17 protein-coding genes and 1 tRNA gene are annotated in these 17,492 nt (G+C 66.1%); 16 read left to right on the top strand and 2 right to left on the bottom strand.

What is annotated here, in order from left to right; translation table 11 throughout:
* Window positions 1-11 precede the first annotated feature (11 nt).
* Entirely contained in the window at window positions 12-305 is a 294-nt protein-coding gene (locus tag NDI89_RS13430; RefSeq protein WP_277522118.1) for a PRC-barrel domain-containing protein, read from the top strand.
* A gap of 2 nt (window positions 306-307) precedes the next feature.
* On the opposite strand, the gene NDI89_RS13425 is transcribed toward NDI89_RS13430, so the two are convergent.
* On the bottom strand, window positions 308-1,762 hold the full coding sequence (locus NDI89_RS13425; protein WP_277522117.1) for a DHH family phosphoesterase: 1,455 nt from the start codon (window positions 1,760-1,762) through the stop codon (window positions 308-310).
* A gap of 165 nt (window positions 1,763-1,927) precedes the next feature.
* Between NDI89_RS13425 and NDI89_RS13420 the strand changes: the two genes are divergently transcribed.
* Window positions 1,928-2,001 (top strand) — tRNA-Lys (locus NDI89_RS13420).
* A 191-nt stretch (window positions 2,002-2,192) separates the two neighbouring features.
* A complete protein-coding gene (locus tag NDI89_RS13415) occupies window positions 2,193-2,858 on the top strand; it encodes an MBL fold metallo-hydrolase (RefSeq protein WP_277522116.1) in 666 nt (221 codons plus the stop codon).
* A 32-nt stretch (window positions 2,859-2,890) separates the two neighbouring features.
* Here NDI89_RS13415 and NDI89_RS13410 read toward each other — a convergent pair whose 3' ends face one another.
* The gene (locus tag NDI89_RS13410; protein WP_277522115.1) at window positions 2,891-3,367 is read right to left on the bottom strand and encodes an SRPBCC family protein; all 477 of its coding nucleotides are present in this window, start codon (window positions 3,365-3,367) and stop codon (window positions 2,891-2,893) included.
* A 245-nt stretch (window positions 3,368-3,612) separates the two neighbouring features.
* On the opposite strand from NDI89_RS13410, the gene NDI89_RS13405 reads away from it, so the two are divergent.
* The 13 genes from NDI89_RS13405 (at window position 3,613) to NDI89_RS13345 (ending at window position 17,366) form a co-directional block, all read left to right on the top strand.
* A complete protein-coding gene (locus tag NDI89_RS13405; protein WP_277522114.1) occupies window positions 3,613-6,774 on the top strand; it encodes a molybdopterin-containing oxidoreductase family protein in 3,162 nt (1,053 codons plus the stop codon).
* Window positions 6,774-7,955, top strand: a complete 1,182-nt coding sequence (locus NDI89_RS13400; protein WP_277522113.1) for a 4Fe-4S dicluster domain-containing protein — start codon at window positions 6,774-6,776, stop codon at window positions 7,953-7,955. Before NDI89_RS13405 ends, NDI89_RS13400 begins: the two co-directional genes overlap by 1 nt.
* 7 nt (window positions 7,956-7,962) lie before the next feature.
* A complete protein-coding gene (locus NDI89_RS13395) occupies window positions 7,963-8,667 on the top strand; it encodes a TorD/DmsD family molecular chaperone (protein WP_277522112.1) in 705 nt (234 codons plus the stop codon).
* Entirely contained in the window at window positions 8,664-9,704 is a 1,041-nt protein-coding gene (locus tag NDI89_RS13390; protein ID WP_277522111.1) for an ethylbenzene dehydrogenase-related protein, read from the top strand. Before NDI89_RS13395 ends, NDI89_RS13390 begins: the two co-directional genes overlap by 4 nt.
* Window positions 9,701-10,591 (top strand): HEAT repeat domain-containing protein, encoded by an 891-nt coding sequence (locus NDI89_RS13385; protein ID WP_277522110.1) that lies wholly within the window; start codon window positions 9,701-9,703, stop codon window positions 10,589-10,591. The genes NDI89_RS13390 and NDI89_RS13385 overlap by 4 nt, the downstream gene beginning before the upstream one ends.
* Complete coding sequence (locus tag NDI89_RS13380) at window positions 10,588-11,253, top strand: hypothetical protein (RefSeq protein WP_277522109.1); 666 nt, start codon at window positions 10,588-10,590, stop codon at window positions 11,251-11,253. Before NDI89_RS13385 ends, NDI89_RS13380 begins: the two co-directional genes overlap by 4 nt.
* 1 nt (window position 11,254) lies before the next feature.
* The gene (locus tag NDI89_RS13375) at window positions 11,255-12,532 is read left to right on the top strand and encodes a P-loop NTPase (RefSeq protein WP_277522108.1); all 1,278 of its coding nucleotides are present in this window, start codon (window positions 11,255-11,257) and stop codon (window positions 12,530-12,532) included.
* A 92-nt stretch (window positions 12,533-12,624) separates the two neighbouring features.
* Window positions 12,625-13,173: a molybdopterin-guanine dinucleotide biosynthesis protein B gene (gene mobB / locus NDI89_RS13370; RefSeq protein WP_277522107.1), complete on the top strand. Its 549-nt coding sequence runs from the start codon at window positions 12,625-12,627 to the stop codon at window positions 13,171-13,173.
* 142 nt (window positions 13,174-13,315) lie between these two features.
* The gene (locus tag NDI89_RS13365) at window positions 13,316-14,269 is read left to right on the top strand and encodes an extracellular solute-binding protein (protein ID WP_277522106.1); all 954 of its coding nucleotides are present in this window, start codon (window positions 13,316-13,318) and stop codon (window positions 14,267-14,269) included.
* On the top strand, window positions 14,266-15,123 hold the full coding sequence (locus NDI89_RS13360) for an ABC transporter permease (RefSeq protein ID WP_277522105.1): 858 nt from the start codon (window positions 14,266-14,268) through the stop codon (window positions 15,121-15,123). Before NDI89_RS13365 ends, NDI89_RS13360 begins: the two co-directional genes overlap by 4 nt.
* Before the next feature lie 132 nt (window positions 15,124-15,255).
* Complete coding sequence (locus tag NDI89_RS13355) at window positions 15,256-15,924, top strand: helix-turn-helix domain-containing protein (RefSeq protein ID WP_277522104.1); 669 nt, start codon at window positions 15,256-15,258, stop codon at window positions 15,922-15,924.
* A gap of 133 nt (window positions 15,925-16,057) precedes the next feature.
* Window positions 16,058-16,822: an enoyl-CoA hydratase/isomerase family protein gene (locus tag NDI89_RS13350; protein ID WP_277522103.1), complete on the top strand. Its 765-nt coding sequence runs from the start codon at window positions 16,058-16,060 to the stop codon at window positions 16,820-16,822.
* A gap of 103 nt (window positions 16,823-16,925) precedes the next feature.
* A complete protein-coding gene (locus NDI89_RS13345; RefSeq protein ID WP_277522102.1) occupies window positions 16,926-17,366 on the top strand; it encodes a hypothetical protein in 441 nt (146 codons plus the stop codon).
* Window positions 17,367-17,492 lie beyond the last annotated feature (126 nt).

Below are 17,492 nucleotides of genomic sequence, written 5' to 3'. Positions count from 1 at the left end.
TGAGGCAACGTATGGACGATATTCCCCAGGAAATCACGTCTCTCGTCGGCCGCGAGGTGTACTCGAACAACGGCATCTTCGTCGGCGAAGTCGAGGATCTGCGACTGAACGTCGACAACGAAGCCGTCACCGGATTAGCGCTCTCGAATCTGAACGCCGAACTCTTCGCGGAAGAAGCCCGCAGCGGACAGGGGGTCATCGTCCCCTACCGCTGGGTCCGCTCCGTCGGGGATATCATTCTCATCAACGACGTGGTCGAACGCGTTCGCGATCCCGACGAAGAAGAAGACGAACTCCTCGCGTAACGCTAGTTCCCGTTCGATCCTTCGCTGCTTCCACCTTCGACGCCCATCGCGTCGAACAGCGTTCGCTTGACGGCCTCTTCGGTCAAATCGAGCAAGGTATCGCGCGTATCCTCCGAGATTTCGATGCCCGTGAAGATCCCCAGCGGAATCTCCGCGCTGGCTTGCGTCGAGTGACCCGCCGTCTCGCCGATTTCACCGTAGGCGTCGTCGAGCACCTTGCCGATGTTGATCCTGATGTCCTTCGAGCGCCCGGCGAGGAAGATCATCTCGTCGGCGATGCCGAAGACAGCGGTCGTTGTCACGCCCTCGAGGTTCAGGAGATGGCTGGCCGCCTGCGTGAGGGCCTCGCGGTCGCGGACGAAGCCGGCGTTGGAGACGAGGTGACTCCCCTGAACGTCGCGGTTGGTGATGGCTTCCGCGAGGACGTCCAGTGTTTCCGGGGACATCGACGGCGACTCCACCTGCTCTAACGTGTCGTGGTTCGCGAAGGGATAGAGGTAGGCGGCGGCGGTGAGATCGGCGGGGGTCGTGTCGCGTTTGAAATCCAGGGTCTCCGCGCGGATGCCATAGAGCAGGGCCGTCGCGACCTCCTCGGAGACGTTCATGTCGAACTCCTGGATGTACTTCGTCATGATCGTCGACGTCGAGGACATGTTCGGCCGAATGTCGACGAACTCGGGTTCGTACTCCGACTCCGTCTCGCTGTGATCGATGACGATGTCGACGGGGAGCTCCATGTCGCTCGAGGTCGCGTGGTCGACCAGGGCGACGGTATCGTAGACGGAGTGGTCCTCGATCTCGTCCCACTGGACGAGGTCGATCCCGAGCAGGTTGACGAACGCGCGGTTCTCCTGGTGACCGACGTCACCCAGGTAGATGATGTCGGATTCGATGCCGAGGTGCGTCGCGATCGCCTGGAGGGCCGCTGCGCTGGCGATCGAGTCCGGGTCCGGACTGTCCTGCGTGATGATCGCCAGCCGCGTCGACGTCCGCTCGACCAGTTCGGCAAGCTTCCCGGCGTTGTATTCGAGCTCTCCGGACTCGAGGGCGCGCAGGGCGGATTCGGCGATGACCGAGGAGGGATTGATGACGATGTCGGCCCCCAGATCCGAGAGTTCGTCGCCGGAGACGGGATCGCTCGCGCGGGCGACGATGAACTGATCCGTGCCGCTATTGCGAATGTGCTCGACGGCGCGTTTGTTCGATTCGACGTCCGAGGCGAGAATGAGGACGACGTCGCGGTCGGCCACCAGCTCGGCGATCTCCGAGTCGCGAATGTCGGCCGTCTGGGCGTCCAGATCCTGATCCCGGAGCGATTCGACGCGGCTCTCGTCGCGGTCGATGATGGAGACGTCCTTCCCCTGTTCGACGAGTTCCTCCGCGACGGCGTAGCCCACGCTGCCACAGCCCAAGATAGCGTAGTCAGAAATCGACGAAATCGTAACCCCCGTACTCATATGCCCGAGTGGTCGGACCGGTCGCACTTAACGTTCCCGAAGAGTGGTACGTCCTGAAAGTTCGTACTCGAGGCCTCGCGACCGATACGTGCCGCGCGTGTATCACTGCCACGCCGCCTGCCAAGGGAAACGTATTTGAACGACCGAGGGAAAGTCGGAGGTACAGGGCCGGTAGCTCAGTTCGGCAGAGCGTCTGACTCTTAATCAGACGGTCGCGTGTTCAAATCGCGCCCGGCCCGCTTTCCTGTCGTGAACAAATTCGTGACAAGTAACGCGGCTACCGCGATTCGAGCGAGCCACGTCCGCGACTCGAGGCGCCGAACCAGAACCCGACGGACGATATCGACGTCTCGAAAGTAGATGACCGACCCCTCTCGCACACCGACCGAACCGACCTATAAGACGACTCGTACCGTACCCTCGAGCCACAATGCCCGTCGATTACGAAGGGATCACGTTCGAACGGCTCGGCCACGCAAGCATCCGTCTCGAGACGGCCGACGGAACCGTCATCTACGTCGATCCGTGGGGGGACGTACTCGAGGGCGAACCGAACGACGGCGATGTCGTGTTCGTCACGCACGACGATATGGACCACTACGACGCGGACGCGATCGAGGCCGTCGCGGGGTCGGACGCGACCGTCGCCGTCTACGAGGCCGTCGACACCAGTGACCTCGCGTTCGACGTGATCGACCTGCCCCACGATGGCGAGGCGACCGTCGAGGGGATCGACGTCCGGACGGTGCCCGCCTCCAACGATCCCGACGGCGATCACGTCGATGAGGACGGAGAGCCGTTCCACGCCGAGGGCGAGGTGATCGGGCTGGTGCTGACTATCGACGGAACGACGATCTATTTCCCGTCGGATACGGACTTCCTCGACCACCACGAGTCGCTCTCGGCGGACGTGTTCGTCCCGCCGATCGGCGGTCACTTCACGATGGACCGTCGCGAGGCGGCGGACTTCGCGCGGAGCGTCGACCCCGAACTGGTGCTGCCCGAGCACTACGACACCTTCGAGCCGATCGAGACCGATGCCGAGACGTTCGCCGACGACCTCGAGAGCGACGGGATCCGCGTCGAGCTGTTCTGACCGACGTCGCAGCGGATGCCACACCGCACTCCTCAGTCGGCGAGCAACGCGCGCGTTCGACGGTGTCGGTACCACAACATACCCGCGAGAAACGCCGTGGCCACCGGACGCTCGCCGCCACCGGGCACCCGGTAATCGATCCGGTCGTGGATCAGCGTCTCGTCACCGAGATCCACGAATCGATGGGCGTGTCGCCACGCGTCGAACGGGCCGCGATCGCCGACCTGTTCGTCGACGAACGATGCGCGATCATCGCTTACCTCGCGGTCGACGATCTCGACAACCCACTCGGTCGCGGTGACCAGATCGAGCGGCCGCGTCTCGAGGTGAATCTCCGTGCCGACCAGATAGCCGTCGGGATCCGGCCGGCCGTCGGGTCCGATCACTCGTGGGAGGCGGAGTCCCATCCAGTCGGGTGTCAGTACGGCGAGTTCGTCGACGGTGTCGTAGAACTTCCAGACGGTCTCGAAGTCAGCGTCGACCACTGATTCCCGTTGACATGTTGGCATATCGAACCGAAGGTCGGCAGATGACAAATTTCGGGTTCCGATTCCAGAATACTGGGACGCATCTCGGATCGACTAACGGGCAGGGTTGCAGCCGAAATATCTGTCCGGACTTAAATACCCACTATTCGGAGGATTCTGGCGGTAGCGTCCCCAATGCATGGGAACGGGCGGTTTCGGTTAAAGAATAGAGTGGCAACCCCGTCGTGTATGCTACCGAAACGCTCCGCCACACGAGGTGGTCGGCGATGAGTCTCTCGCGACGCGATTTCCTGGCGGCAGCCGGGACGGGGGCTGTCGGGTCCCTCATCGGCTCCGCGTGGGGAGCGACGCAAACCGTCGACTCGATCACGCAGGTCGACAACCCGCTCAAATCCTATCCGAACCGGGACTGGGAACAGGTCTATCACGACATCTACTCGTACGACAGGGTGGACTGGACCGTTTGTCACCCCAACTGTACGCAGTCGTGTGCGCTGAACTTCTACATGAAAAACGGCGTACCGATCCGCGCCGAACAGATCTACCACGAAGAGGAGGGGAGTCCCGGTCCGGGGAGCCCCGGCGGATACGAGGAAGCGGGCGTTACCCGCCACTGGAATCCCCGGGGCTGCATGAAGGGACTGACCCTCCACCGCCGAACGTTCGAGCCGAGCCGGATCAAGTATCCCATGGTCCGCAAGGGGTGGAGTCCCGACGACCCGAACCCCGAGGGCCGCGGCGAGGACGAGTTCGAGCGCGTCTCGTGGGACGAGGCCATCGACCTGATCGCCGAGAAGATGGCGAGCCTGGAAGACGAGAAGCGGTTCCACATTTTCAACGCCATCAAGTCGGACGGACTGATCACCCGGCACGGGGCCGGACGACGACTGGCCTCGATTTTCGGCGGCTGCGAGTGGACCGAGTACGACTGGTACGCCGATCTGCCGCCGGGCCACGTCATCACGACGGGCTATCAGACCAGCGACGCCGACGCGTCGGCCTGGCGGGCCGCCGACTACACGATCATCCAGGGGAAGAACCTGATTCACAACAAGCTCGCGGACAACCACTTCCTCCAGGAGACCCGCGAGCGCGGCGGGAAGATGGTCGGCGTCTACCCCGATTACTCGCCGACGGTCCAGAAGTGCGACCGCTGGCTTCCGGTCCGCCCCGGGAGCGACCCCGCGTTCGCGCTGGGCATCGCCAACGTCATCATCGACGAGGAACTCTACGACGCGGCGTTCATGCGGAAGTTCACGACCCTGCCGCTGTTGATCCGGCAGGATAACGGGAAGTACCTCCGCGCCCACGAGGTGTTCCCGGACCACGAACCGCCCGCGGAAGACAGCAAAGAACGGCACGAAGAAAACGACTGGGGCGATTTCGTCGCCCTCGACGAGAACGGCGATCCCGTCCCAGTCACCCGCGAAGAAGTGGGCGACGAGATGGCCGTCACGCCCCGACTCGAGGTCGATTCCGAGATCGAACTGGCCGACGGCGAGTCGGTCGGCGTTCATACCGACTTCACCCGGCAGAAGGCGAACATCACGGAAAACTACGATCCGGAGACGGTCGAGGAGATCACGACGATCCCGGCCGACGCGCTCCGGACGACCGCCCGGGAGTTCGCCGCGGCCGACAAGGGCCAGTGGTTCACGGGCGAGGGGATCAACCACTGGTTCCACTCCAACGACTCGCTCCAGCGGACGATCTTCTTCGTCCAGTCGATGCTCGGCAACATCGGCGAGCGAGGGGCCGGCTACTACAACTACTCCGGCCAGTACAAGATCGAGTTGCTCGACGGCTACCCCGAATACGTCAACCCCGACGGGAACTCCGCCCACGGGATGTATCCGGGCTACGCGTTCGCGTTCTTCGGGGGCGAGCAGCTCGACGCCCACGAGATCCGCGGCGACTTCGACCGCGATCTCGACCTCGTCCCACAGGGCGACGCCGAGGAGCCGGTGGTGCCGACGAACGCCGAGTCGTACACGATGTCCAAGCCGACGATCCTGTGGACGATGAACTGCAACCTCCTGAACCAGACCAAACATCAGGAGCACGTCATCGAGAACTTCGTCAAACACCCCGACACGAGCAACGAGCTCTCGATCGTCTCGGACATGCACATGACCTACTCCGCGCGCCACGCGGACATCGTGCTCCCGGTCCCCTCCTGGCTCGAGTGTGACTACCCCGACATCACCGTCGGGCCGGAGAACCCGTTCATCCACATGGATCACGGGGTCATGGACTCGCTCTACGACACGAAACAGGACGGGGAGGCGGTCGCGCTCGTCGCCGAGAAACTCGACGAGAAGATTCCGCCCGAAGAGCGCAACGTCGACTCCTACCGGGCGTACTTCGACAAGTTCCTCGACGACGACAAGGACGTCCGCGACTACATCCAGCAGACGCTGGACGCGGGGATGACGACCCGCGACATCGACGTCGAGGACATCGAGGACGGCCCGGAACGCCTCCAGCTGAAGACGTATCCGCGGATTCCCTTCTACTCCCAGATCAACGAGGACCGGCCGTTCTACACCAAGACCGGCCGCATGGAGTTCCACAAGGAGGAAGACCGCTTCCTCGAGCTCGGCCGGGCCGATCTGGACCACATCGAGAGCCCGGAGGGGACGCCCTACGGGGTGAACAAGAAGTGGGACGAGGCGAAAGACGAGGAGAACCCGCTGTATCACGACGAGGAGTATCAGTTCTACTTCAACACGCCCCACCCGAAGTACCGCACGCACTCCTCGTGGGGGATGACGGACTGGAACCTGATCTGGGCGTCGCGGGACTTCGGGTCGACGAACGCGGATCCCGAGGGGACCGAGCGGCTGGTCGACGACTTCTCGTTCCCGCAAGGGGAGGGCGAGACGGAGGAGACGCCGCCGCTGGGCGAGGCCTTCGTCGAGATGCACCCCGAAGACGCCGCGGACATCGACGTCGAGAACGGCGACTACGTCCGGATCAGCGGCAAGCGCGGCGACCTCGTCGTGCGCGTGATGATCAGCGAACGCCAGCGGCCGCGCTCGGCGGGCGATATGGGCCAGCTGACCATCTGGCACGGCTGGTGGCCCCAGCACTTCCCGGACGACGAGGAGAACGAGGACAGCGTCAAGGGGTACAACGTCACGACGAACATCTGGCTCGACCCCGCACAGGAGACCGACGACCTCGTCCACAAGGCCGTCTTCGGCGATCCGAACATCTCCGAGGAGGTCGAGGACGATATCGTCTGGAAAGGGGCCGAACTCGAGCACGGCTACGAGGAGACCGTCTGGGCGCCGACCGGCACGAACCGGGACGACCTCGTGGAAGTCGAGAAGTACGAGGAGGCGGACTGGTGGCCCGGCGACGCGCGGAAGGACGAGCTATTCCAGGACTACGTGAGCGGTTCGCTGCAGGGAGGTGACAGCTGATGCCGGAAACCTACAATCCACAACTCGGGCGCGAGCACAGCTACCCCTACGAACACCGCGAGGAGGAGCGCGACTGGCACTGGGGGATGATCATCAACATCAACCGATGTATCAACTGCAATACCTGTTCGTTCGCCTGCAAGTCCACCTGGACGAGCGGGAAGGGCGAGGAGTACATGTGGTGGATGAACGTCGAGACCGAGCCCTACGGCGGCTATCCGATGGGCTGGGACATGCGGCTGCTCGACGATCTCGAGGACGACGAGACCATCTTCGAGGCCGCCGACGACGGGGAGACAGTCAAGGGCTACGTCGCACAGAAAGAGGAGTGGGAGTATCCCGCGCTGGGCGACGACCAGGTCCACGGCGAGTACCCCACCGGCGACGTCGTCGAGAGCGACCTCGAGAACGACGAGTACCACGACATGTGGCAGTTCTACCTGCCGCGGCTCTGTAACCACTGCAAGAACCCCGCCTGCCTCGCGGCGTGCCCGCGGAAGGCGATCTACAAGCGCGAGGAGGACGGCATCGTCCTGCTCGATCAGGAGCGGTGCCGGGGCTACCGGAAGTGTGTGAAGTCCTGTCCGTACCACAAGCCGATGTACAACCCCGAGACGGGCGTCTCGGAGAAGCCGGTCGGCTGCTTCCCGCGCATCGAGGAGGGCAACGTCCCGCGGTGCGTCTCCTCGTGTATCGGGAAGACGCGTCTGCACGGCAACATCAATCGCGGTCCCGACGCCGGCCACCCGGGCGGGAACAAGTCGGCGGCGGCCGGTCGGAGTCCGGTGAACTACCTCGCCAAGAGCGACGAGAAGATCGCGCTGCCGCTGTACCCGCAGTTCGGGACGCGGCCGCAGGTCTTCTATATGCCGCCCTACCACGTGCCGCCGGAGTTCCTCACCCAGATGTTCACGCCGAACACCGAGGACAAACGAAACGAGTGGCCCGGCAGCACCTTCGAGGAATCGATCAAGATCGTCCAGGACCGCGTCCGAAACCCGAGCCACCACACCCTCGGGATCCTCCAGCTGTTCGGCGCGACCACCCGCCTCATCGAGACCTACACCGTCAAAGAGAACCGCGTGAAGGGGTGGGACCGCAAGGGGAACAAGGTCGTCGACATCCCCTTCGAGGAAGAGATGGAGGTCCGGGAGGGCGAGATGTGGACCAATCAGCCCTAATAGACCGATGACACCGACACACACCACTCCCGATCCCGAGTACCACGCCGCGCGGGCCACGCTGTACTGCGCCGCCGCCGCGGCGTTTACCTACCCGACCGAGGACACCGTTCGCGAACTGCTCGATCCCGAGGCCCGCGAGGGGATCGAACGGGCCGCCGAGCAACTCACCGTCTCCGAGGAGGCGACCGCGCTGCTCGAGGCCCTCGAGGAAACGCCGCTCGAGGAGCTCCAGACGGCTTACAACGAGCTGTTCGGCCTCCCCAGCGACGACGGGACCTACGCCGTGATCCCCTACGAGGCCCACTACACGACCCGCGACGAGATCAGCAGCGAGCAGCGCCGGATCGCGACCGTCGTCGGCCTGATGGAGGAGTTCGGCCTCGAGCCCAGCGACGACTTCGCGGAACGGCAGGACCACGTCGCCGCCGAACTCGAGCTGGCGCAGGTGCTGGCCGGCCAGCGGGCCGTCGCGCTCGAGTCGGGCGAGCCGGCGGCCGCAGAGCGCGTCGGGCAGGCCGAGGCGACGGTGCTCGCCGATCACCTCGTCGAGTTCGTGCCGGCGCTAGCACACGACCTTCGCCGGGCAACGGACGAACCGGCCTACGAGGCCGCGGCGGATCTCGTCGAGGAGCTGGTGACCTACGACAACGGAAAGCACCCGGACCCCAGCGTCTCGGCGGACGCGGCGAACGGGGGTGAGACGCCGTGAGTTCGGAGCCGATCGAGATCGGGCCGCTCTCGATCGACCGGGCCGCCGCGGGCACGGCCACGAAGCTGGCCGCAATCGTCTTGTGTCTCGTGATGGTCGTGCAGGTGCTGGCGGTCGCCGTCCTCACGGGCGGTCCGCTGCCGCTCCTGTCGGTCAACGAAGTGCCGACGGAGCCGGACGCCGAGGCGTGGGAGGACGCGCCGACCGAGACCGTTTCGCTCCAGAATCAGCAGATGATTCCACCCTATGGCGGCGGCAGCGTCGATAACGTGACGGTTCAGTCGGTGACGAACGACACGCACGTCGCCTTCCGCATGGAGTGGGAGGACCCGACGATGGACACGGAGATCAACGAGCCGACCGCCTACAGCGACGCCGCGGCGGTCATGCTCCGGAGCGGGGACGAGCCGCCGATCACCATGGGTGCGAACGGAAATCCGGTCAACATCTGGTACTGGCGCTCGAGCTGGCAGTTCTCGGAGTCGGACCCGGGTGGCGACATGTACACCTATCCGCATCCGGACAACCGGACGAAGCCGGGACAGGCGGCGGGGAACCCGCTCTCCCAGTCCTCGTATACTCGGTACGGGCAGAACTACTACGCGATGGGCTACGGCTCGCTGACGAACGCCGAGACCCAGCCCGTCGCGGCGAACGGCGAGCGGACCGACGACGGCTGGGCCGTGGTGTTCCAGCGCGAGCACGACGCGAGCGGCGAGTACGATGCGTCGTTCGAGGACGGCGAGCGGATGTACCTCACGTACGCGATCTGGAACGGAAGCGCCGACGAGGCGAACGGACAGAAGTCGCTGTCCTACGAGTTCCTCACGCTCGATACGGAGGACGGAACGCTCGCGAAGGCCGACGCCGGCGGGAACGGCGACGGCAGCGAGGCCGAAAGCGCCGACAGCGGTATCGTGGCCAGCGCAACCGACTCCGCGAGCTGGCTCGTCGATGCCGCGACGAACTGGCCCGCGGCGATCGTCCTCGCGACGGTCGCCGCGTGGCTCGTCAGCTACTGGAGGAAACTCGAATGACCGACTACGCGAACCGAAGTGCCCGCGGTCGGGCACCCGACGACGACGAGGCAACGCTCCGCGCGCGGCTCGAAGCCGATCTCGAACGCGATCGGCGCCGCGCCGCGCTCGGACTGATCGATCTGGCGGACGACGGCGGGTTGACACCGGCGACGATCGGGGGGCTGGTCGAGCTCGTGCTCGCGGATGATTCCCCGGACGTGCGGCAGTTCGCAGTCGAGGCGCTCGGCCTCGCCGCGGATGCTGACGGCGGAGACGCGGCCGGCGACGCGATTCGGGCGGCGCTGAACGACGACCACGAGTGGGTCCGCGCCGAGGCGGTCGTCGCCCAGTCGCGGGCCGAACCCGGAAACGAAACGCCGCTGAGGGACGCGCTCGAGGACGACAGCGGCTGGGTGCGGCGCAACGCCGTCATCGCGCTGTCGAAGACGGGCGCGGCGTCACAGGAGTTGCTGATCGAACAGCTCAAGACCGATCCCCACTCCGGCGTTCGGGAGTACGCGGCCGACTACCTGCGGGAGTACGCCGACGACGTTGGCGAGACGGTTCGGATCCTCGCCGCAGTGTTGGCCCGCGATCCGGAGGCGTTCGTCCGGGCGAAGGCAGCGACCAGCCTCGGCGACCTCGGGACGGACCGCGCCGAGGAGGTCCTCGAGCGACACGGCCTGAACGATCGCAGCGACGACGTGCGGCGGTCGGCGAAGCGAGCGCTCGCGACGGCACGCGGCGTCGACCCGGAGCAGATCGACGCCGGACTGGACGACGACGCGGCACCCGGCGGCGGGCCGGGATCACGGCGGGAACAGGAGCGGCAGGGGCCCGGTCCGGGGCAGGGACCGGCCGGTTCGATCGACGGACTGACTCAGGGACAGCGTGATCGACGATGACCTACGAACTCGACAGCACACCCACGGACGAGCCACGGAGCGCGAACGGCGAATCGAACGCAAACCGTGACCGCGACGAGCACGACGCGGACTGTACGACCGATAGCAGCGCTTCGGGGTCGACTCTCGAGGAATCGCTCGGCGTGACGATCCCCGACGACCACGTGGGGGCGTTCGTCGCGCAGGCGTTCGAGGACGTCGAGCGCTCGACGGAGTGGACCGAAGCCGTCGACGCCGTCGTCGCCGAAGACGCCCGTGCTGCCTGGCAGTCGCTCACCTCGAAAAGACAGGTCGTCGAGCTGCTCACGATGGCCGATGGGTTCGACGAGCGGGCGACCGAGTTGCTCGAGGGGATTCCCCTCGATCGGGGCGGGCTCGACGACGACATGCGCGAGCAGTTCGACGAGGCGACGCGGCTGCGCCGGAACGCCGACGTCCTCCGCGACGGCATCGCGGCGGGCTACGCCGAGGGACGAGTGACCGACGAAGAGTTGGTCGCGGCCGTCGAGGCCTTCGAGTTCGATACCGGAACGATCGCCGAGCGGGAGGACGCGCTGGATACGGTCGCGAACACCTACGACCTCGACTACCGTCCCTACGGCGGGACGCTGATGACCGAGCGCGAACCCGACGAAGACGCCGACGAATTCGAGGCCTGGTAACATGGCGAAACACGATATCGTTCCCGAGGACGTCCCGACCGACGACCTCGCCGACCGCGTCCGGAACGGCCTGCGCGACGTCGAAGACCCGGATCTGGGCGGCGACGTGCTCGAGTCCGGGCTGGTCACTGACGTCTCGGCCGACGAGGGGGCCGTTCGGATCGCCGCGGATCTCGCCGGATTCGACGACCCGACCGCGGAGGACGTCACCGAGGCGATCCGGCGGCGGGTCCTGAAGACGCCCGGCGTCGAGCGTGCGACGGTCGAAGGCGACGCGCCCGATGCGGCCGCGGACGACGAAATCGACGGTCCGGCGGGCGTCGACACCGTGATCGCCGTCGCCAGCGCCAAGGGCGGCGTCGGCAAGACGACCGTCTCGACGCAGTTCGCCAGGGCGCTGGCGGCCGATTCCGATCGGGACGTCGGCATCTTCGACGCCGACCTCTACGGGCCGAACGTGCCGGAACTGCTGGACCTCGAGGGGCCGGTGTCTGCCGACGCGGAGGGACGCGCCGAGCCGATCGAGACCGACGATCTCACGGCGATGAGCGTCGGCCTCATCGCGAACGACGAACCGTTGGCCTGGCGCGGCGCGATGGCTCACGAGGCCGTCAGCGAGCTGTTCGAGGACACCGCGTGGGGCGAGCTCGACACTCTCGTCGTCGACCTGCCGCCGGGGACCGGCGATATCGTCCTGACGGCGCTGCAGACGCTGCCGATCGACGGCGCAGTGCTGGTCAGTACGCCCCACCCGACCAGCGTGGACGACACCTCGCGCAGCGCCACGCTGTTCGAGGAAAACGGCGTCCCGCTGCTCGGGACGGTCGTCAACATGCGCGGGTTCACCTGCGAGTGCGGTCGCGAACACGACCTCTTCCCCGACACGGACGTCGAGCGGGAACTCGACCAGCCGGTGCTGTGCGAACTGCCCTTCGACGAGCGCGTTCGGGACTTCGACGACGACGTGCCAGCCGAGGCGACCGATCTCGCCGACGCCGTCCGCGAGCGCCTCGAGGACGTCGGCGACTTCTCGGTTCCCGATCACGCGCTCGACCTGCGCGGGCTGCCGAAGCCGATCCGCCACGAGCAAGCCACCGAGGAGTTCCGCGCGACCGAGCCCGGCGAGCCGTTCTACCTGATCAACGATCACGATCCGTCGCCGCTCGCGACGGAGCTCGTCGCAGCGGTCGGCCGCGACGGACCGACCGGTGACGCCTTCGAAGTGTACGACGTGCGCCGGCGAGGGCCGGACGAGTGGGTGATGGCCGTCTCGCGGTAGTCCCGAACCGTCGACGCAGCCGCGATCCGCCCCTTCCCCTCGTTCGCCGACCGTTCGAACGGGTCTTGTGACCGGATACCGAGATGAGATCTATGTGTCAGGATTCGACTCTCCGCGCCGTCTGTGTGGCCGGACCGAGCGATTCGGGCAAAACGTCGCTCGTAGAGGAACTGGTGTCCCGACTGGGCGCGGACGGCCGCGTCGCGACCGTCAAGTCGATCCACCACGAGGTCGAGATCGATACCCCCGGGACCGACACGCACCGCCACCGGACCGCCGGTGCCGAAACCGTCGTCGGAATCACGCCGGAACTGACCTTCGACATCGCGACGCGGGGGAAGCGAAATCCACACGAGCCCGACGGGGACGCCCTTCTCGAGTCGGACGACCGCGAAATTCGGGCGCTCTCGAGGGGCCTCGAGCGACTCGCACGCCGGGGGTACGACACCGTGCTCGTGGAGGGGTTCGCCCAGTCTCCCCTTCCGACGATCCTCGTCGGGGAGCGAGATCCGTCCGCCGTCGGCGGCCCCGTCATCGGACGCGGCGACGATTCGATCGACGACCTCGTCGGGACGATCCGTTCGCTCGAGGGGCTCGAGTTCTCTCACGCTGGCACGCCGACCGACGAAACGGACTGTTGAACCGACCTGGCGGTCAGGAACGAACCGATTCGGTCCGTCACCGCGACCGGAGCCGGTCAGTTGACGTAACCATATTCGGTTGTGTTCCCACAATATAGGAACCGAAACCAGTTGTATTTGTGCCGTAGATCCAACGGGACGTATGCACAGTCGCGACGGCTGCGCCGGATCGGCTCCGAGGGGCCGTCGAAGCGTCCTCGCCGCGGCCGGCGGGCTCACGGCGGGGCTGGTCGGAACCGCGGGCTGTCTCGGTGAGACGGACAGCGTTCGCGTGCTCGCGGCGGGCAGTCTGGCCGTCGCCCTCGAGAACGGCGTCGGTCCGGCCTTCGAGGCCGACTCGGGATTGGGATACGAGGGCGAATACTACGGAACCAACGCCCTGTTGCGGCTGGTCGAGGACGGGACGAAGTATCCGGACGTCGTGATCGGTGCCGACGTCGACCTCCTGCGGGAGCGGCTCTACCCCGACTGCGCCGGGTGGGACGTCGAGTTCGCGGCCAACGAGGTCGTGATCGGCTACGCCGCGGAGACCGAACCGGGACGACGGCTCGCGGACGGCGAGCCGTGGTACGAGGTCTTCGCCGATGCCGACGACGGCGCGATCGCGATCAGCGATCCCGACCTCGATCCGCTGGGGTATCGCGCCCTCCTCCTCTTCGAACTCGCCGAACGCGAGCACGGACTCGAGGGGTTCCGCGACGCGATGGCCGACGAGGTCCACCGCGTTCCCGACGAACCGCGGTTGCTCGCCGGCGTCGAAAGCGGAAACAGCGCCTGTGCGGTCGCCTACGCCAACATGGCTACCGAGCGCGACGTCGCCGTCCGCACACTCGACGACGCCTACAACTTCGGTGATCCCGGATCCGCAGACCGGTACGCGCGGGCGAGCTACACCACCGAGAGCGGTCACACGGTCGAGGGATCGCCGGTGATCTACACCGCCACGGTTCGACGCGGCACGGACGATCCGGACGCGGGACGGGCGTTCGTCGACTACCTCCTCGAGAACGACGACCTGTTGGTCGAACACGGCCTGCGCGTCGACGATTCCCTCCCCCGATTCCACGGCGAGCCGCCGGAGGCGATCGAACCGTGAGTCGCGCCGAACGGAACCGGAACGGCGAGCCGTCGGAGACGAACGCGGGCGCGTCCCGGTTCGACGCGGGGCTCGAGTGGCTCCCGACCGGGCTCGCCGTCCCGGCACTGCTGGGCTCGGTGTTGCTCGCGTACTTCGTCGTCCCGTTCGCGATCTTTCTGTCCCGAACCCGAGATGTCGACGTCCTCGCAGCACTCGCGGATCCGACGGTTCGGGACGCGATCGGGACGTCGCTGGTGACGGCACCGATCTCGACGGCGATCGCGACCGTCTTCGGCGTCCCGCTCGCGTACGTCCTCTCTCGGGCCTCGTTTCGCGGCAAGCGGCTGGTCGAAGCCCTCGTCTTGCTCCCGCTGGTCGTCCCGCCGATCGTGGGCGGGGTCATGCTGTTGACCGTCGTCGGCCGGTACACGCCGATCGGTGCGGCCGCCGCCGCGCTCGGGATGCCACTGACGGGCAGTCGCGCCGGCATCGTCCTCGCACAGACGTTCGTGGCGGCACCGTTTCTCGTCGTCACCGCCCGCGCCGGCTTCGACGGCGTCGATCCGCGCCTCGAGGAGGCGGCCAGAACGCTGGGGTACGGGCGGCTCCGGACCGTGCGATCGGTCTCGTTACCGCTCGCACGCAACGCCATCGCCGCCGGCATCGTGCTCACGTTCGTGCGGGCGATCGGCGAATTCGGCGCGACGATGATGGTCGCGTACTCGCCGCGAACCATGCCGACCCAGATCCGCGTCTCGTTTATCGCAAGCGGCATCGATGCGATCGTCCCGATCGCACTCGCCTTGCTCGCGATCGCAGTGGTCGTCGTCCTCGCGGTGCAGTTACTGATCGGAACGCCCCGCCGACACTGACCTGCCGCCTCCGCGATGCCATCGATCCTCCCCCTCTCGACCGATCAGAACGAGTGAAAGTCCCGCTACCCGGTTCTAAGTGCTTTGGAAGTGGGATTATGGAGATCGTCGTTCTATCCACGGGTGAGACTCATGACATCCATCGCAGACATCGAGATCCCGGCCGACGGAACCGGAACCGGCGAGCTGTTCGAGGCGGTCCCCTCGCTTACGTGCGAGATGGAACGGGTCATCGCCTCGAGCGGCCACGGACTCTGGCTGTCGGGACCCTCGCAGTCGGAGATCGAGGCGGCCCTCGACGAGACCGACTCGATCGGTGCCTACTCCCAGATCAGCAGCGACGAGGACCGCTGGCTGTACGACATCCAGTTCGAACCCGACACCGTCGACCCCTTCGAAATCGTCCTCGAGGAAGGGGGCACCGTACTGAGCGCCTCGGCCTCGAACGGCAAGTGGTTGCTCAGCGTCCGCGTCGTGGACCGCGACAGCGTCAGCTCGCTGTACGATCGCCTCGACGACAACGACGCCACGCCGACGATCGTCCGGCTGTTCGATCTGGCCGAGGAGACCCATTCCCAGTGTGGCCTCACGACGCGCCAGTACGAGACGCTGGTGGCGGCGATCGATCACGGCTACTTCGAGATTCCCCGCGAGGTCTCGATGCAGGAGCTGTCCGAGGAGCTCGGCATCTCTCATCAGGCGCTCTCCGAGCGACTGCGCCGGGCCTACCGCGCGCTCGTCACGTCAGAACTCAACGTGACGGAAGAGGAGACCGCTGCCCCGCAGATCCCGTCGAACTGATCCTCCCGGAGTGACGCCGAGTCCGTCGCACCCGCCTCGATGCTTTTCGCGGCTGCCCCGCTGCCCGCAACGGTGACAGCTGCGCGAGTCGCGGATCGCCTATCGTTAAGATCATGGCGCCGAGCCGAGAGGTATGGAGATCGACAGCGACGACGACGTCTTACGGCTGACCTTCGACCGACCCGACGCGCTCAACGCGATGACGATGGAAACGGCCGACGAACTCGCCGACGCGATCGAAGGCGCCACGCCCGCGGAGTACGGTGCGATCGTCATCACCGGAGCGGGCGACGCGTTCAGCGCCGGCGGCGATCTCGAGTCGATGGCGGAAACGCCCGGCTCGTCCCAGGAGGCCTACGAGCGGGTCACCGAAACCTTCGGCCGCGTCGTGGAAGCGATGCTCGAGTGTCCGGTGCCCATCGTCGCGAAGGTAAACGGTGACGCCATCGGTGCGGGCCTCTCGATCGTCGCGCTCGCGGATATCGCCTACGCCGCCGCAGACGCGACGTTTTCCTGTGCGTTCGTCAGAGTCGGCCTGATCCCCGACACCGGCGGCACCGTGATGCTCCCGCACATCGTCGGGCTGCGGGCCGCGAAACAGCTGGCCTTTACCGGCGAGTTCTTCGACGCCGAGCGCGCGGCCGAGCTCGAGCTCGTCAACGAGACGGTCCCCGCCGAGGAACTCGACGACCGCGTCGCCGACGCCGTCGACGGGCTCGTCGACGGTCCGACGGCCACGATCGGGATGATGAAACGGGCGATGCACGAGAACATGGGCCGGTCCTGGGGCGAGGCGCTGGACTACGAGAACCTGCTCCAGGCGCAGGCCCGCACCTCGGACGCGCACGTGGAGGGCGTCACCGCGTTCCTCGAGGATCGGGAGCCGGAGTTCGAGTAACCGGAGACGTCTCCGAGCCGACGCGGAGCCGCGTCCGTACGACCGGTCGCAAGCGTCCGCAAGCACCACGACCTTGCGCGAATCGACCTTCAATAGGGGTGCAATGTCTCCACGAATTACCGACGACGACATCGGCAAGCGCGTCGTCAACGCCAACGGTGACGAGGTCGGGATGGTCGCGGACGTCGAACACGGGACCGCCCACGTCGAACCGGACCCCGGAATCACGGACTCGATCAAGGCGACGCTCGGCTGGAGCGACAGCGGCGAGGACACGTACCCGCTTCAGGACGAGGCTGTCGATCACGTGACCGACGACGAGATCCACCTCGAGAGCGAGATTTCCGGTCGCGAGACCGGGACGACCGGCACAGGAACGGGAAGTCGTGGTATCGATCGGGACGAAGACGACATCAGTGGCCGCGACGACGAGGGCGTGATCCGCGACGATGACGACGACCGACTTATCGGCGACGACGATGACGACGAGGGACTGATGGGCGACGATGACGACGACCGTATCGCCGACGATCGCGGGCGGTAATACGGTTTCTCACGGTCCACGAACCGAACAACGGGGCCTCGGTTTCGAATTCGATTTTCCGTTCGACGCTACGGAGGTCGGTGCGTTCCCCGTCGACCGTCGAGAACGCCCGCGAGCGACTGGGAA

Origin of the sequence: Natrinema salsiterrestre, assembly GCF_029502005.1 — an archaeon.
GTDB lineage: Archaea > Halobacteriota > Halobacteria > Halobacteriales > Natrialbaceae > Natrinema > Natrinema salsiterrestre.
Note: the sequence above shows the minus strand (reverse complement) of the source record. Positions and strands in the feature narration are given on the sequence as shown.

Bases quoted from the DNA above. Each gene is read 5' to 3' on its own strand.
- NDI89_RS13430 (WP_277522118.1), top strand. From the start codon at position 12: ATGGACGATATTCCCCAGGAAATCACGTCTCTCGTCGGCCGCGAGGTG.
- NDI89_RS13425 (WP_277522117.1), bottom strand. From the start codon at position 1,762: ATGAGTACGGGGGTTACGATTTCGTCGATTTCTGACTACGCTATCTTG.
- NDI89_RS13415 (WP_277522116.1), top strand. From the start codon at position 2,193: ATGCCCGTCGATTACGAAGGGATCACGTTCGAACGGCTCGGCCACGCA.
- NDI89_RS13410 (WP_277522115.1), bottom strand. From the start codon at position 3,367: ATGCCAACATGTCAACGGGAATCAGTGGTCGACGCTGACTTCGAGACC.
- NDI89_RS13405 (WP_277522114.1), top strand. From the start codon at position 3,613: ATGAGTCTCTCGCGACGCGATTTCCTGGCGGCAGCCGGGACGGGGGCT.
- NDI89_RS13400 (WP_277522113.1), top strand. From the start codon at position 6,774: ATGCCGGAAACCTACAATCCACAACTCGGGCGCGAGCACAGCTACCCC.
- NDI89_RS13395 (WP_277522112.1), top strand. From the start codon at position 7,963: ATGACACCGACACACACCACTCCCGATCCCGAGTACCACGCCGCGCGG.
- NDI89_RS13385 (WP_277522110.1), top strand. From the start codon at position 9,701: ATGACCGACTACGCGAACCGAAGTGCCCGCGGTCGGGCACCCGACGAC.
- NDI89_RS13380 (WP_277522109.1), top strand. From the start codon at position 10,588: ATGACCTACGAACTCGACAGCACACCCACGGACGAGCCACGGAGCGCG.
- NDI89_RS13375 (WP_277522108.1), top strand. From the start codon at position 11,255: ATGGCGAAACACGATATCGTTCCCGAGGACGTCCCGACCGACGACCTC.
- mobB (WP_277522107.1), top strand. From the start codon at position 12,625: ATGTGTCAGGATTCGACTCTCCGCGCCGTCTGTGTGGCCGGACCGAGC.
- NDI89_RS13365 (WP_277522106.1), top strand. From the start codon at position 13,316: ATGCACAGTCGCGACGGCTGCGCCGGATCGGCTCCGAGGGGCCGTCGA.
- NDI89_RS13355 (WP_277522104.1), top strand. From the start codon at position 15,256: ATGACATCCATCGCAGACATCGAGATCCCGGCCGACGGAACCGGAACC.
- NDI89_RS13350 (WP_277522103.1), top strand. From the start codon at position 16,058: ATGGAGATCGACAGCGACGACGACGTCTTACGGCTGACCTTCGACCGA.
- NDI89_RS13345 (WP_277522102.1), top strand. From the start codon at position 16,926: ATGTCTCCACGAATTACCGACGACGACATCGGCAAGCGCGTCGTCAAC.